At 69.0% G+C, this 15,436-nt stretch carries 15 protein-coding genes; 3 read left to right on the plus strand and 12 right to left on the minus strand.

Going from position 1 to position 15,436, the window contains the following annotated elements; translation table 11 throughout:
* Nucleotides 1–42: 42 nt before the first annotated feature.
* From ACZ7L1_RS25770 to ACZ7L1_RS25780, 3 genes are all read left to right on the plus strand, one after another.
* The gene (locus ACZ7L1_RS25770; RefSeq protein WP_471440380.1) at nt 43–1,215 is read left to right on the plus strand and encodes a sensor histidine kinase; all 1,173 of its coding nucleotides are present in this window, start codon (nt 43–45) and stop codon (nt 1,213–1,215) included.
* Complete coding sequence (locus ACZ7L1_RS25775) at nt 1,212–1,853, plus strand: response regulator (RefSeq protein WP_471440381.1); 642 nt, start codon at nt 1,212–1,214, stop codon at nt 1,851–1,853. The genes ACZ7L1_RS25770 and ACZ7L1_RS25775 overlap by 4 nt, the downstream gene beginning before the upstream one ends.
* 128 nt (nt 1,854–1,981) lie before the next feature.
* Nucleotides 1,982–3,811 (plus strand): glycosyl hydrolase family 18 protein, encoded by a 1,830-nt coding sequence (locus tag ACZ7L1_RS25780; protein WP_471440382.1) that lies wholly within the window; start codon nt 1,982–1,984, stop codon nt 3,809–3,811.
* Between the two features lie 65 nt (nt 3,812–3,876).
* On the opposite strand, the gene ACZ7L1_RS25785 is transcribed toward ACZ7L1_RS25780, so the two are convergent.
* From ACZ7L1_RS25785 to ACZ7L1_RS25840, 12 genes are all read right to left on the minus strand, one after another.
* Nucleotides 3,877–4,323 carry a DUF2550 domain-containing protein gene (locus ACZ7L1_RS25785; RefSeq protein WP_471440383.1) on the minus strand — a complete coding sequence of 149 codons (447 nt, stop codon included), beginning with the start codon at nt 4,321–4,323 and terminating at the stop codon, nt 3,877–3,879.
* A 158-nt stretch (nt 4,324–4,481) separates the two neighbouring features.
* Nucleotides 4,482–4,859, minus strand: a complete 378-nt coding sequence (locus tag ACZ7L1_RS25790; protein WP_388990714.1) for a F0F1 ATP synthase subunit epsilon — start codon at nt 4,857–4,859, stop codon at nt 4,482–4,484.
* A gap of 175 nt (nt 4,860–5,034) precedes the next feature.
* A complete protein-coding gene (gene atpD, locus ACZ7L1_RS25795; RefSeq protein ID WP_471440384.1) occupies nt 5,035–6,471 on the minus strand; it encodes a F0F1 ATP synthase subunit beta in 1,437 nt (478 codons plus the stop codon).
* Nucleotides 6,471–7,391 (minus strand): F0F1 ATP synthase subunit gamma, encoded by a 921-nt coding sequence (locus tag ACZ7L1_RS25800; protein ID WP_471440385.1) that lies wholly within the window; start codon nt 7,389–7,391, stop codon nt 6,471–6,473. Before ACZ7L1_RS25800 ends, atpD begins: the two co-directional genes overlap by 1 nt.
* A gap of 21 nt (nt 7,392–7,412) precedes the next feature.
* Nucleotides 7,413–9,005: a F0F1 ATP synthase subunit alpha gene (gene atpA / locus ACZ7L1_RS25805; RefSeq protein ID WP_471440386.1), complete on the minus strand. Its 1,593-nt coding sequence runs from the start codon at nt 9,003–9,005 to the stop codon at nt 7,413–7,415.
* 123 nt (nt 9,006–9,128) lie between these two features.
* Nucleotides 9,129–9,944, minus strand: coding sequence for a F0F1 ATP synthase subunit delta (locus ACZ7L1_RS25810; RefSeq protein ID WP_471440387.1), 816 nt, complete (start codon nt 9,942–9,944; stop codon nt 9,129–9,131).
* Nucleotides 9,941–10,489 (minus strand): F0F1 ATP synthase subunit B, encoded by a 549-nt coding sequence (locus ACZ7L1_RS25815; protein WP_471440388.1) that lies wholly within the window; start codon nt 10,487–10,489, stop codon nt 9,941–9,943. Before ACZ7L1_RS25815 ends, ACZ7L1_RS25810 begins: the two co-directional genes overlap by 4 nt.
* Nucleotides 10,490–10,528: 39 nt before the next feature.
* Nucleotides 10,529–10,774, minus strand: a complete 246-nt coding sequence (gene atpE, locus ACZ7L1_RS25820; protein ID WP_471440389.1) for an ATP synthase F0 subunit C — start codon at nt 10,772–10,774, stop codon at nt 10,529–10,531.
* Between the two features lie 79 nt (nt 10,775–10,853).
* On the minus strand, nt 10,854–11,624 hold the full coding sequence (gene atpB, locus ACZ7L1_RS25825) for a F0F1 ATP synthase subunit A (protein WP_471440446.1): 771 nt from the start codon (nt 11,622–11,624) through the stop codon (nt 10,854–10,856).
* A gap of 273 nt (nt 11,625–11,897) precedes the next feature.
* A complete protein-coding gene (locus ACZ7L1_RS25830; RefSeq protein WP_471440390.1) occupies nt 11,898–12,335 on the minus strand; it encodes a hypothetical protein in 438 nt (145 codons plus the stop codon).
* Nucleotides 12,336–12,633: 298 nt separating this feature from the next.
* The gene (locus ACZ7L1_RS25835; RefSeq protein WP_471440391.1) at nt 12,634–13,983 is read right to left on the minus strand and encodes an MraY family glycosyltransferase; all 1,350 of its coding nucleotides are present in this window, start codon (nt 13,981–13,983) and stop codon (nt 12,634–12,636) included.
* Nucleotides 13,984–14,109: 126 nt separating this feature from the next.
* On the minus strand, nt 14,110–15,351 hold the full coding sequence (locus ACZ7L1_RS25840; RefSeq protein WP_471440392.1) for a serine hydroxymethyltransferase: 1,242 nt from the start codon (nt 15,349–15,351) through the stop codon (nt 14,110–14,112).
* Nucleotides 15,352–15,436 lie beyond the last annotated feature (85 nt).

Below are 15,436 nucleotides of genomic sequence, written 5' to 3' on the forward strand. Positions count from 1 at the left end.
GAGACGCACGCAGCCGCCCCGCGTGCCGTGTTGGATGGAGCCATGCCCGTACAACTCCGCCGCCCACACCATGACGACGTGCGGATCGCGGTCGGCGGGTTGCTCGGTGGGCTGCTGCTGTGGGGCATCGGGCTCAGCCCCCGGGGACCGCACGAAGCGCTCGTGCTCTGGCCGGCGCGCTGGGCGCTGCTCGTGCCGCTCGTCGTCACCGCCGGCTGCGAGCTGCTGCGCCGTACCCGGCCCAAGGCGGCCCTGCTGATCGGCACCGCCGCCCTGGTCGCCGACACGGTGACCCGGGGCAGCGTGGCCACCGTCGTGATGTTCACGGACCTGATGTACGCGGCCGTCCTCTACGGCACCCCCGCATCCGCCCGCCGCCTGCCGTGGGTCACGGGGCTCCTCACCGTCGCCGGCGCTCTCGTCCCCCTCGCCGTCTGGCGCGTCCCCCAGGCCCTGCTGATCGGCGTCGGTGTCGGGGTGGTCGCCCTCGCGCCCGCCGCCACCGGCTGGGTCGTCCGCAACCACCGCGACGCCGCCGAGGCGGCCCGGCTGCGCGCCGAACAGACGGCCCTGCTCGCCGAGATGGACCGAGCACAGGCCGTCACCACCGAACGCGCCCGGGTAGCGCGGGAGTTGCACGACATGGTCGCCAACCACCTGTCCGCGATCGCCATCCACTCCACCGCCGCCCTCTCCCTCGACGACCCGACGACCTCCCGCGAGGCCCTCGCCGTCATCCGTGAGAACAGCGTGGCCGGGCTGGAGGAGATGCGTCGGCTGATCGGCATCCTGCGCGACGGCGGCGCCGAAAGCCCACCCGCCGCCACCCCCACCCTCGACGGGCTCGCCGCCCTGGTGGGCACCGCCCGGGCGAACGGGCTGGACGTCACGCTCGACGCGAGCCACGAGAAGGTGCCCGCACCGGTGGAACTGGCCGCGTACCGGATCGTCCAGGAGTCGCTGACCAACGCCCTCAAGCATGCCCGTCCGGGCCGGGTCACCGTGGGTCTCGTCCAGCGCGACGGCGTGCTCGACATACGCGTGACCAGCCCTTACGGCCATCGGGACGGTCCGCGCGCCCCCGGCTCCGGTGCCGGGCTCACCGGGATGCGGGAGCGCGTCGCGCTGCTGGGCGGCACGTTCGCGGCCGGTTCCGACGGTACGCGGTGGACCGTACGCGCCATACTCCCCATGACCGAAGGAGATCCCGCATGATCCGCGTCCTGGTCGCCGAGGACCAGTCGGCCGTCCGCGCCGGGCTGGTGCTCATCCTGCGCAGCGCCTCCGGCATCGAGGTGGCCGGGGAGGCCGCGGACGGCGAGCAGGCGGTGGCGCTCGCCCGGGAGCTACGGCCGGATGTGGTCCTGATGGACGTCCAGATGCCCAAGCTCGACGGGGTGTCGGCGACCCGGCAGGTCGTCCGGGAGCAACTCGCCGACGTTCTCGTCCTGACCACCTTCGACCTGGACGAGTACGTCTTCGGCGCCCTGCGGGCGGGCGCGGCCGGGTTCCTGCTGAAGAACACGGAGGCGAGGGACCTCATCGACGCCGTGCGGACGGTGGCGCGCGGCGAGGGGCTGATCGCTCCGGCGGTGACACGGCGGCTGATCGCGGAGTTCGCCGCCGGGTCGGCACGGGAGCCCAAGGCGGATCCGGCCGTCCTGGACGCCCTCACCCGGCGCGAGCGCGACGTGCTGTCGTGCCTCGGTGAGGGGCTGTCCAACGCCGAGATCGCGGGGCGTCTGAACATGGCCGAGGCCACCGTGAAGACCCACGTCAGTCGCCTCCTCGGCAAGCTGGAGCTGCGCAGCCGGGTCCAAGCGGCCGTCCTGGCCCAGGAATTGGGGATCTAGCACACCAATCGGTGCAGTGGTCCAGACCTATTGACCTCTGGTCCAGACCTTTCTATTCTCGCGGCACCGTGGGCGTGAAGGCTCAGTCATGCCCACCACTCCCCATCCCCAAGACAGGGAGGCGCAGCATGCGCTTCAGACACAGAGCCGCGGCAGGGTTCGCGACCCTGTTGCTCCCGCTGGCCGGGCTCGTCGGACTCGCCGCAGGTCCCGCCCAGGCCGCCTCGACCGCCACCGCCACCTACGCCAAGACGCAGGACTGGGGCACCGGCTTCGAAGGCAAGTGGACGGTGCAGAACACCGGCTCCACGACCATCAACTCCTGGACCGTCGAGTGGGACTTCCCCTCCGGCACGTCCGTCACCTCGGCGTGGGACGCGGACGTCACCAACTCAGGCACCCACTGGACGGCCAGGAACAAGTCGTACAACGGCACCCTGGCCCCCGGCGCCTCCGTCTCCTTCGGCTTCAACGGCAGTGGCTCCGGCTCACCGTCCAACTGCAAGCTCAACGGCGGCAGCTGTGACGGCGGCACGACCGTCCCCGGCGACAACCCGCCCTCCGCGCCCGGCACCCCCACCGCCTCGAGCATCACCGACACCTCGGTGAAGCTCAGCTGGAGCGCGGCCACCGACGACAAGGGCGTCAAGAACTACGACGTCGTGCGCGACGGCAGGACCGTCGCCACCGTGACGGCCACCTCGTACACGGACACCGGCCTGACCGCCGGCACCGACTACTCCTACACCGTCCAGGCCCGTGACACCGCAGACCAGACCGGTCCGGTCAGCGGCGCGGTCGCCGTGCACACCACCGGGGGCACCACCACTCCCCCGACCACCGGCGACAAGGTCAAGCTCGGCTACTTCACCGAGTGGGGCATCTACGGCCGGGGCTACAACGTCAAGAACCTGGTGACGTCCGGGTCAGCGTCCAGGATCACGCACATCAACTACGCCTTCGGCAACGTCACCGGCGGCAAGTGCGCGATCGGCGACTCCTACGCCGACTACGACAAGGCGTTCACCGCCGACCAGTCCGTCAGCGGCATCGCCGACACCTGGGACCAGCCACTGCGCGGCAACTTCAACCAGCTGCGGGAACTGAAGGCCAAGTACCCCAACCTCAAGGTGCTGTGGTCCTTCGGCGGCTGGACCTGGTCCGGCGGCTTCGCGGACGCGGCCAAGGACCCGGCGGGCTTCGCCCAGTCCTGCTACGACCTGGTGCACGACCCGCGTTGGGCCGACGTCTTCGACGGCATCGACATCGACTGGGAGTACCCGAACGCCTGCGGCCTGTCCTGCGACACCAGCGGCGCTGCGGCCTTCAAGAACGTGATGGCCGCGCTGCGCGCCAAGTTCGGCTCCTCCGCCCTGGTCACCGCCGCCGTCACCGCCGACGGCTCCGCCGGCGGCAAGATCGAGGCCGCCGACTACGCGGGCGCCGCGAGTCACGTGAACTGGTACAACGTGATGACGTACGACTTCTTCGGCGCCTGGGACGCACAGGGCCCCACGGCCCCGCACTCCCCGCTCACCTCGTACAGCGGCATCCCGAAGGCCGGTTTCACCACGGCCGACGCGATCGCCAAGTACAAGGCGATCGGTGTGCCCGCCAAGAAGCTCCTCGTCGGCATCGGCTTCTACGGCCGCGGCTGGACCGGCGTCACCCAGGACGCACCGGGCGGCACGGCCACGGGCCCGGCGTCCGGCACGTACGAGCAGGGCATCGAGGACTACAAGGTGCTCAAGACGTCCTGCCCGGCCACCGGCACCGTCGCGGGGACGGCATACGCGCACTGCGGCAGCAACTGGTGGTCGTACGACACCCCGGCCACCATCGGGACGAAGATGGCATGGGCCAAGAACCAGGGTCTCGGCGGCGCCTTCTTCTGGGAGTTCAGCGGCGACACCAGCAACGGTGAGCTGGTGAGCGCCCTCAGCAACGGGCTGTCGTAAACCTGACCGAAGGGTTGGACCGCATTCGCCCTCCCCCGGACTTCGTTCGGGGGAGGGCGAGTGGGCTACGCCACATTCACTCGTTGTCCGGGAGGTGCGGCTTCCAGCCACGCCAGGAAACCGGTCAGCGCGTCCTCGCTCATCGCGAGTTCCAGGCGGGTGCCCCGGTGGCGACAGGCGAGGACCACCGCGTCGGAGAGCAGCGCCAGCTCCTCCTCGCCCTCGGGATCCCGCCGGCCGGCCACCTCGATCGCCGAACGCTCCAGGACACGGCGCGGGCGCGGGGCGTAGGAGAAGACGCGGAACCATTCGATGCGGTCGCCGTTGTAGCGGGCGACGCCGTATCCCCAGCCCTTGCCGCTGGTGTCGGGCTCCTCCGGGACGTTCCACCTCAGGCTGCAGTCGAAGGTGCCGCCGGAGCGCTGGATGAGGCGGCGCCTGAGGCCGAAGACGAACAGCCCCACCAGTACGAGTGCCACGACCACTCCGCACACGCTCAGAGCGAGGACCATCGACACCGACCTCCTCGTCTCCTAGGTAACGGAACGGAAAAAACACCCGGATTGGCCTCAGCCGCGGCCGGCACCGGATCACTCCGGGCCGACCGCGGCTGAGTCACGTCATGGCAAGCGCTCCCCCAGAGCCTAGACGGCCTGGGAGGTACCCCCGGTCAGCGCGCCGCCTGTGCCGCCCGCAGGCGGACATCCGCGCGCCGCTCGGCGACGGCGTCGTCCTCCGCCTTCGCGCGCTCGAGCTCCCGCTCGACACGCTGGACGTCGATCTCGTCCGACAGCTCGGCGACCTCGGCCAGCAGGGACAGCTTGTTGTCCGCGAACGAGATGAAACCGCCGTGCACCGCGGCGACGACCGTTCCACCTTCACTCGTACGGATGGTCACCGGGCCCGACTCCAGCACACCGAGCAGCGGCTGGTGACCGGGCATGACGCCGATGTCGCCGGACGTGGTGCGCGCGACGACCAGGGTGGCCTCGCCGGACCAGACCTGGCGGTCGGCGGCGACCAGCTCGACATGCAGCTCAGCAGCCAAGGGTGGCTCCTCGGGTCACCACCCGGCGGTCGCCGGGTGTTGGTCTGAATTCTAGTAGGCGTACGGAGAGGGGCGGACCACACCCCGCGGTGCAAGCCGCGAGATGCTTCTCCACCCCTCTCACCAAGAGGCGGTACCCGCGGCGGGCCCGGTTCGAGCCCGCCACGCGCGACCGTCAGGAGACGCCCAGCTCCTTGGCGTTCTTCTTCAGGTCCTCGATACCACCGCACATGAAGAACGCCTGCTCCGGGAAGTGGTCGTACTCACCGTCGATGATCGCGTTGAACGCGGCGATCGACTCGTCCAGCGGCACGTCCGACCCGTCGACGCCGGTGAACTGCTTGGCGACGTGGGTGTTCTGGGACAGGAAGCGCTCCACACGGCGGGCCCGGTGGACGACGAGCTTGTCCTCCTCGCCGAGCTCGTCGATACCGAGGATCGCGATGATGTCCTGGAGGTCCTTGTACTTCTGCAGGACCGTCTTGACGCGCATGGCCGCGTTGTAGTGGTCCTGGGAGATGTAGCGCGGGTCCAGGATCCGGGACGTGGAGTCCAGCGGGTCCACGGCCGGGTAGATGCCCTTCTCGGAGATCGGACGGGACAGAACCGTCGTCGCGTCGAGGTGGGCGAACGTGGTGGCCGGGGCCGGGTCGGTCAGGTCGTCGGCGGGGACGTAGATCGCCTGCATCGAGGTGATCGAGTGACCGCGGGTCGAGGTGATGCGCTCCTGCAGGAGGCCCATCTCGTCGGCCAGGTTCGGCTGGTAACCCACCGCGGACGGCATACGGCCGAGCAGCGTGGAGACCTCGGAACCGGCCTGGGTGAAGCGGAAGATGTTGTCGATGAAGAACAGCACGTCCTGCTTCTGGACGTCGCGGAAGTACTCCGCCATCGTCAGGCCCGCGAGGGCCACCCGCAGACGGGTGCCCGGCGGCTCGTCCATCTGACCGAAGACCAGCGCGGTCTTGTCGATGACGCCGGACTCGGACATCTCCTGGATGAGGTCGTTGCCCTCACGGGTGCGCTCACCGACGCCGGCGAACACGGAGACACCGTCGTGGTTGTTGGCGACGCGGTAGATCATCTCCTGGATGAGCACCGTCTTGCCGACGCCGGCGCCGCCGAACAGACCGATCTTGCCGCCCTTGACGTACGGGGTCAGCAGGTCGATGACCTTGATGCCGGTCTCGAACATCTCGGTCTTGGACTCGAGCTGGTCGAAGTTCGGCGCCTTGCGGTGGATCGGCCAGCGCTCGCCGTCGTACTTCTCGTCCACGTTCAGGACGTCACCGATGGTGTTGAACACCTTGCCCTTGGTGAAGTCGCCGACCGGGACGGAGATGGAGGCGCCGGTGTCGGTCACCGTGGCCTGGCGGACCAGGCCGTCGGTGGGCTGCATCGAGATCGTGCGGACCAGGCCGTCACCCAGGTGCTGGGCGACCTCCAGGGTCAGCGTCTTCTTCTCGCCCGCGTTCGCCGGGTCGGACACCTCGACGTGGAGGGCGTTGTACATGTCCGGGATCGCGTCGACGGGGAACTCCACGTCGACGACCGGGCCGATGACCCGCGCGACGCGGCCCGTCGCCGTGGCCGTCTCAACAGTGGTGGTCATTAGTAGTCACTCCCCGCGGTCGCGTCGGCCAGGGCGCTCGCGCCACCGACGATCTCGCTGATTTCCTGGGTGATGTCGGCCTGGCGGGCCGCGTTGGCAAGCCGGGTGAGGCTCTCGATGAGGTCTCCGGCGTTGTCGGTTGCCGACTTCATCGCGCGCCGCGTGGCGGCGTGCTTGGAGGCGGCCGACTGGAGCAGCGCGTTGTAGATACGGCTCTCCACGTAGCGCGGCAGCAGGGCGTCGAGGACGTCCTCCGCCGACGGCTCGAAGTCGTACAGCGGCAGGATCTCGTCGCCCTTCGGCGCCGCCTCCTTGGCCACGTCGTCGAGGCTCAGCGGCAGCAGACGGGCACCGAGGGCCGTCTGCGTCATCATCGACACGAACTCCGTGTAGACGATGTGCAGCTCGTCCACGCCGCCGTCCGCCGTGTCCTTCTCGATGGCCTCGATCAGGGGGGCCGCGACCTTCTTGGCGTCCGCGTACGAGGGGTCGTCGGTGAAGCCCGTGAACGACTCCGCGATCTTGCGCTCACGGAAGTTGTAGTGGGCCACACCGCGCCGGCCGACGATGTACGTGTCGACCTGCTTGCCCTCGCGCTCGAGCCGAGCGGTCAGCTGCTCCGCCGTCTTGATGGCGTTGGAGTTGAAGGCGCCGGCCAGGCCGCGGTCGCTCGTGAGGAGCAGGACCGCGGCACGGGTCGGGTTCTCCGACTCCGTCGTCAGCGGGTGCTTGGTGTTCGACCCCGTGGCGACCGCCGATACCGCGCGCGTCAGCTCGGTCGCGTACGGCGTGGAGGCCGCCACCTTGCGCTGCGCCTTGACGACGCGCGAGGCGGCGATCATCTCCATCGCCTTCGTGATCTTCTTGGTCGCGCTGACGGATCGGATGCGACGCTTGTAGACCCGGAGCTGGGCTCCCATGAGTCAGGTCCCTTCCTTACGTCACTTGGCGGCTGCGGCCGGGGTGTCCTCGCCGAGTAGCTTGCCGTCCGAGGTCTCGAACTGCTTCTTGAACTCCGCGACGGCGTCGTCGATCGCCTGGATGGTGTCGTCCGACATCTTGGCGCCCTCCTTGATGGAGGTCATCAGACCCTGCTCCTTGCGGTGCAGGTAGTCGAGGAGCTCCTTCTCGAAGCGGCGGATGTCGGCGACCGGAACGTCGTCCATACGGCCGTTGGTGCCGGCCCAGATGGAGACGACCTGGTCCTCGGTGGCCATCGGCTCGTACTGGTTCTGCTTCAGCAGCTCGACCATGCGCGAACCGCGCTCCAGCTGCGCCTTCGACGCGGCGTCCAGGTCGGAACCGAAGGCGGCGAACGCCTCCAGCTCACGGAACTGGGCGAGGTCGACACGCAGACGGCCGGAGACCTGGCGCATCGCCTTGTGCTGGGCGGAGCCACCGACGCGGGAGACCGAGATACCGACGTTCAGGGCCGGACGCTGGCCGGCGTTGAACAGGTCGGACTCCAGGAAGCACTGGCCGTCGGTGATGGAGATGACGTTGGTCGGGATGAACGCCGAGACGTCGTTGGCCTTGGTCTCGACGATCGGCAGGCCGGTCATCGAACCGGCGCCCATGTCGTCGGAGAGCTTGGCGCAGCGCTCCAGCAGGCGGGAGTGCAGGTAGAAGACGTCGCCCGGGTAGGCCTCGCGGCCCGGCGGACGGCGCAGCAGCAGGGACACGGCACGGTAGGCGTCGGCCTGCTTCGACAGGTCGTCGAAGATGATCAGGACGTGCTTGCCCTGGTACATCCAGTGCTGGCCGATGGCGGAACCGGTGTAGGGCGCCAGGTACTTGAAGCCGGCCGGGTCGGACGCCGGGGCGGCGACGATCGTGGTGTACTCCAGCGCGCCGTTCTCCTCCAGCGCGCGGCGGACGCCGGCGATGGTGGAGCCCTTCTGGCCGATGGCGACGTAGATGCAGCGGACCTGCTTCTTCGGGTCGCCGGTGCGCCAGTTGTCGCGCTGGTTGATGATCGTGTCGATCGCCAGCGCGGTCTTGCCGGTCTGGCGGTCACCGATGATCAGCTGACGCTGGCCACGGCCGATCGGGGTCATAGCGTCGACGGCCTTGTAGCCGGTCTCCATCGGCTCGTGCACCGACTTACGCACCATGACGCCCGGAGCCTGCAGCTCGAGGGCGCGGCGGCCGTCGGTCTCGATCTCGCCGAGGCCGTCGATCGGGTTGCCGAGCGGGTCGACGACGCGGCCGAGGTAGCCCTCGCCGACGGCCACGGAGAGCACCTCACCGGTGCGCTGCACCGGCTGTCCCTCCTCGACCCCGCTGAACTCGCCGAGGACGATGGCACCGATCTCCCGCTCCTCGAGGTTGAGGGCGAGGCCGAGGGTGCCGTCCTCGAACTTCAGCAGCTCGTTGGCCATGGCCGAGGGCAGACCCTCGACCTTCGCAATGCCGTCACCGGCGAACGTGACAGTGCCGACCTCCTCGCGCGAGGCCGCGTCCGGCTTGTACGACTGGACAAAGTTCTCCAGCGCGTCCCGGATCTCCTCCGGCCGGATCGTGAGCTCCGCCATCTGGGTTCCCTGCTCTCCTTGTTGGGCCCGAAGTTTCTGTGGGGGTTCTGGGGGCGCCCCCCAGAAACTCTGCATCCTCTGCACGGCCCAACCCGGGCCGTAGTACTGCGTATGGAGTTGGTGCTAGCTCGCCATGCGGCGGCCGGCGTCCTCGAGTCGGTCCGCGAGCGAACCGTTGATGACCTCGTCACCGACCTGCACCCGGATCCCTCCGACGACCTCCGGGTCGACGTCCAGGTTGAGGTGCATCTGGCGGCCGTAGAGCTTGGCCAGTGCGGCACCGAGGCGCCGCTTCTGGGCGTCGCTCAACGGGACCGCCGAGGTCACGACGGCGACCAGGCGGTCACGACGGGCGGCGGCCAGCTTGGACAGGGACTCGATTCCCGATTCCAGGCTACGTCCCCGCGGCGCGGTCACAAGACGCGTGACCAGACGCTCGGTCGTGGCGTCGGCGCGACCGCCGAGCAGCCGGTGCAGCAGCTCGATCTTGGCCGGGGTGCCGGCGGCACGGTCCGTGAGTGCGGCGCGCAGCTCGGTGTTCGAGGAGACGATCCGGGCGAACCGGAACAGCTCGTCCTCGACGTCGTCCAGCGCGCCCGCCTTCTCGGCGGCGGTGAGGTCGGCGAGGCTCGCCAGCTCCTCCAGCGCGTCGACCAGGTCGCGCGACTGCGACCAGCGCGAGCGCACCATGCCGGACAGCAGGTCCACGACCGGCCCGCCGACCTGGCCGCCGAGCAGGCTCTGGGCCAGCCCGGCCTTCGCCTCGCCGGCCCGCGCCGGGTCGGTGAGGACCCGGCGCAGCGACGCCTCGCGGTCGAGCAGCGCGGTGACGGCGGCCAGCTCGTCGGCGAGCTGCGCAGCGTCCACGGACGTGGAGTCCGTGAGCGCGTCGAGACGCTCGCGTGCGGCTGCCAGGGCCTCGCGGCTCGCTCCGTTCATCGCGCGGCCTCGGCCTTCTCCTCGAGCTCGTCGAGGAAGCGGTCGATCACGCGGCTCTGCCGGGCGTGGTCCTCGAGGGACTCGCCGACGAGCTTGCCGGCCAGCTCGGTGGCGAGCCTGCCGACGTCCTGCCGCAGGGTCTGCGAGGCGGCCTTGCGATCGGCCTCGATCTGCGCGTGACCGGCGGCGATGATCTCCTCACGCTGCCGCTGGCCTTCCGCGCGCATCTCGGCGATGAGGGCGGCACCCTGCTCCTGCGCCTCCTGGCGCAGCCGCGCGGCTTCGTGCCGGGCTTCGGCGAGCTGAGCCTTGTACTGCTCGAGCACGCTCTGGGCCTCGACCTTCATGGCGTCGGCCTCTTCGATGCCGCCTTCGATCGCCGCTCGACGCTCCTCCAGAACCTTGTTGATGTTCGGAAGCAGCTTCTTCCAGAAGAAGAAGAACACGATGGCGAAGGCGATGGTGCCGACGAGCAGCTCCGGGCCTGCCGGGACGAGCGGGTTCTGCTCCTCCTCGGCCGCCAGCTGTACCAGGTTGGCGATCACATCAGTGCCTTTCGTCGATTCGTGTCAGTAAGAAGGTGATTACTTACCGAACACGAACGGCATAACGATGCCGATGAGGGCGAGCGCCTCACAGAAGGCGAAGCCCAGGATCTGGTTGGCACGGATCAGACCGGCCGCCTCGGGCTGGCGGGCCAGGGCCTGGGTGCCGTTGCCGAAGATGATGCCGACGCCGATGCCGGGGCCGATGGCCGCGAGGCCGTAACCGATGGAGCCGGTGGAGCCGTGAACACCGGTGGCGGCGGCGAGGGTCTCAAGAGCGGACATGCCGGTTCTTCCTTCTCTTTCATGGACCGGTGGGGGTTGGCCACCGGACGTCTGGGGGTGTGCGGGCGGGTGGTTCGACTCAGTGGTGCTCGGCGAGAGCGCCCTGAATGTAGGAGCAGGCCAGGAGGACGAAGACGTACGCCTGGACGGCCTGCACGAAGAGCTCGAAGAGGATCATGGCGATGGTCATCACGAACGAGACGCCGGCGGCCGGGATCATGTAGCTGTTCAGCAGGTACCAGGAGGCGACGGTGAACATCACCAGCATCAGGTGACCGGCGAACATGTTGGCGAAGAGTCGCACCGCGTGCGTGAAGGGCCGCACGAAGAGGTTCGAGAAGAACTCGATGACCATGACGAGCGGCAGCACCGCGCCGAGCGACTTGTCGTAGCCCGTGACGTTCTTGAAGAAGCCGACGAAGCCGTGCTTCTTGAAGGTCAGCGAGACCCAGGTGATGTAGACGATCGCTGCCAGAACCGCCGGGAAGGCGATCACGGAGGAGACCGGGAACTGGGCCAGCGGGATCACGGACCAGACGTTCATCAGCCAGATGAAGAAGAACAGCGAGACCATGAGCGGGACGTACTTCTCGCCCTCGCGCTTGCCCAGCGTCTCGTAGACGATGCCGCGGCGCACGAAGTCGTAGCCGGCCTCGGCGATCATCTGGAGCTTGCCCGGGACCACCTTGGCGTTGCCGAAGGCCGCCCAGAAGAAGCTGATGACGAGGGCCGTGGTGATGAGCGCGAGCAGCATCACCTTGTTGAACTCGAAGCCGCCCGCGGTGAACAGAGGCTTGAAGAGGAAGGAGTTCAGGCCCGGAGCCGGGAAGCCGCAGCCGTTGTCGGACAGGATGCGGCAGCTCCAGTCAAAGGCGAGCTGGGTCTGGTCAGCACTCACCGCGGGCTCCTTCGGCGTGACGCATGGGTACGGCAACCTCGTTGTGTCGGCGCGGCGCGCAGCCGCGGGTCGGCACTGGACTGGTGTTACGGATGTGGGGGCGGCTGGGGGGCATCGAGCCTCGCGTGTGAGCAGGCGTCAGCTCAGATGCCCGCGCCCGCGATGCCGCAGTTGGCACCGGACGATAGCAGGAGATCTCACAAGTCTTTATCCCGGCCCTACCCCTCACGGCTTGGGCCCTGTCTTCTCGGGCTTCTCGCTCTTCTGGGAGTCCGGGTCGACGTAGAAGATCTTGGCCTTCATGTGCGCACGCGCCTGCGCGGCCATCCACACGACCGTGGTGACGACGAGCGTGAGTGCGAACGTCTTGGGGTTGAAGAGAGAAGTGCCCTTGAAGAGGCCCACGAAGATCAGGAGCAGCAGGAGCTGGGCCATGTAGAGCATCAGCCCCATGGCCTGGAACAGGTGCGGGAGGGACTTCGCCGTCCACTGCAGGACGTAGAGCCCGATGCCCATGAAGAGGACGGCGAGCGCCGTGCCGACGGCCGCCCCGATCGCGCCCGTGCCGCCCGCGACAACACCGCTGACGACGACGGCGACCGCGCCGGCAGACGCTGCGGGCACAGCGATCCGCAGAAGGTTCCGGGCGTCATTGGACGGCATGGCGGCAACTCCGCTTTCACAGGGGGCAGGGTGTCGTCATGGACGAGCGTAGTCCCGGGCCGAGCGAAGTCCGCCCGCCGAGGGGTCGTCGCATCCGGACCCTCCGGCTCTATCCCGGGGTTCTCGTGAACCGTATCACAAACTATTTGATGCGGTCTTTACCTAGGCGGTGTGCCAGCTGTCACACATGAGAGGGAATCTGCCCGTCTGCGCGGACGCGCGGGTGTCTTGTCTGGTATTGAGACGCTTTGCACCGCCACGAAATGGCAACGCGCTCGTCAGATTCTTACCTTGCGCGTCAGCGTGACGACTCCGCCCGGCTGCGGTCCATCCGCGCACGGGTGCCGATGGCAGTGGCTCCGTTGACGCCCGAGACGCCTGCGACGACAGGAGTGCGGCGCCCCTCTTCCTGCCGTGCCTGCCCGCTCTCGGCGTACTCGGCGTACGCGGCGGTCGGCAGCGGCTTCGCGCCGGTACCGCGCCGGCGGCGGTAGCGCGGAGGCACGAAGGACTCGGCCCACTGCGGGGTGCGCGGCGTGAACCGCGGCAGCAGGAGCAGCACCAGACCGACCGTGCTGAGCACCACGATGCCGAGCACGATCCACATGGACGCGGAGTTCACGGAGTAGCCGAGGGCGCCGAAGGCGATGAGCGCCGACCAGAAGTACATGATCAGCACGGCGCGGCTGTGCGAGTGCCCGATCTCCAGCAGCCGGTGGTGCAGATGACCGCGGTCGGCGGCGAACGGGGACTGGCCGCGCCAGGTACGGCGCACGATCGCGAGGATCAGGTCCGCGGCCGGGACGGCGATGATCGTCAGCGGGAGCAGCAGCGGGATGTAGACGGGGACGGTCTGGTGGACCGTCGCGCGCTCCGAACCGGAGAAGAGGTTCATCGCGTCCGGGTCGACCTGTCCGGTGATCGAGATGGCGCCGGCGGCGAGCACGAGCCCGATCAGCATCGATCCCGAGTCACCCATGAAGATCCGCGCCGGGTGCATGTTGTGCGGCAGGAAGCCCAGGCACATGCCCATCAGGACGGCCGCGAAGAGGGTGGCGGGGGCGGCGGCCTCGAGCCCGTAGCCGTACCAGATCCGGTACGCGTACATGAAGAACGCCGCCGACGCGATGCACACCATGCCGGCGGCCAGACCGTCGAGACCGTCGACGAAGTTGACCGCGTTGATCGTGATGACGACCAGCGCCACGGTCAGCAGGGTGCCCTGCCAGGGGGTCAGCGAGACCGTGCCGACGCCCGGGACCGGCAGCCACAGGATGGTCAGACCCTGCATGACCATCACACCCGCGGCGATCATCTGGCCGCCCAGCTTGATCAGGGCGTCGATCTCGAACTTGTCGTCCAGCACTCCGATCAGCCAGATGAGGGCCGCTCCGGAGAGCAGCGCCCGGGGCTCGTTGGACTTGGCGAAGACCTCGTTGAGGTTCTTGAGGTGGTCGGCGACCAGCAGGCCCGCGCACAGACCGAAGAACATGGCGATACCGCCGAGCCGGGGCGTCGGTTCCCGGTGCACGTCCCGGGCCCGGATCTCCGGCATCGCTCCTGCCACGATCGCGAATTTGCGTACCGGCCCTGTCAGCAGATACGTCACCGCGGCCGTGATGCAGAGCGTCAGCAGGTATTCACGCACGGGCTTCCCCACAGGTCTCGCTGGGCGTCCTCAGCCCCACACCCTAACTTCGCGTGCATATGGTTGAGGACTCACGGGTAGCGAAAATGGTTGCACGTGTGGCTGTGTATAACGCGCGCCTACCCCTCATCGCCCGGGATACGGCGGAAATCCCTCGGTGAGATCCCGCACTTTCTCGCGTGCCGTCCTGGCCTCCGTCTCCTGGCGCAGCACCGACGCGAACAGGGCCGCCACATACGCCATTTCGCTCTCGCCCATGCCCTGTGTCGTCAGCGCCGCGGTGCCCAGGCGCAGGCCACGGGCGTGGCCGTGCGGCAACGCGCAGCAGTCCAGGACCATCCCGGCGGCGGCGAGCAGCCCGCGCGCGCTACGGCCGTCGATGCCCAGCGGCGCCGGATCGGCGATGATCAGGTGCGTGTCGGTGCCGTCGGTGGTGATGTGCAGCCCCTCGGCGGCCAGTCCCGCCGCGAGCGCCCGGGCATTGGCGACCACCCGGTGGGCGTACGCGGCGAAGGCGTCCGTCGCCGCCTCCCCGAACGCGACGGCCTTGGCCGCGATGGTGTGCATCTGCGCGCCGCCCTGGGTGAACGGGAAGACGGCCCGGTCCACGCGCTCGGCGAGTTCGCTTCCGCACAGGATCATGCCGCCGCGCGGGCCGCGCAGCACCTTGTGGGTGGTGGCGCAGACGATGTCGGCGTACGGCACCGGACTGGGCGCCGCTCCCCCGGCGACGAGCCCGATCGGGTGCGCGGCGTCGGCGATGAGATACGCCCCCACCTCGTCGGCGACCTCCCGGAAGAAGGCGTGGTCGATGTGGCGCGGATAGGCGATCGACCCGCACACGATGGCCTTCGGGCGGTGCGCACGAGCCAGGGCGCGCACCTGCACATGGTCCATGAGCCCGGACTCCGCCTCGACGCCGTAGCCGACGAAGTCGAACCAGCGGCCGGAGAAGTTGGCGGGCGAGCCATGCGTGAGATGGCCGCCGTGCGGCAGCCCGAGGGCGAGCACGGTGTCGCCGGGGCGGAGCAGGGCGGCGTACGCGGCGAGCATCGCCGACGATCCCGAGTGGCACTGCACATTCGCGTGCTCGGCACCGAAGAGTGCCTTGGCCCGCTCCACGGCGAGGCGCTCGGCGACGTCCACGATCTCGCACCCGCCGTGGTGCCGGGCGCCGGGGTATCCCTCGGCGTACTTGTTGGCGAGCGGGGACCCGAGGGCGGCGAGCACCGCCGGCGAGCTGAAGTTCTCGGCGGCGATCAGCTGCAGGGTCGTCGACTGCCGTGCCAGCTCCCCGAGCAGCAGCTCAGCCATCTCGGGGTCCTGCCGCCGCAGGACGTCGGCCTCGAGGGTGGGGATGACCGCCATGGTGAGCTCCCGGCGACGACGGGGATGTAGCACCAATGTAGGCCCGGGGAACCGGCCCCGCCCGGCGTCACGCGTCCGAGAACAG

The sequence above is a fragment of the Streptomyces sp. NPDC107546 genome (assembly GCF_055639175.1).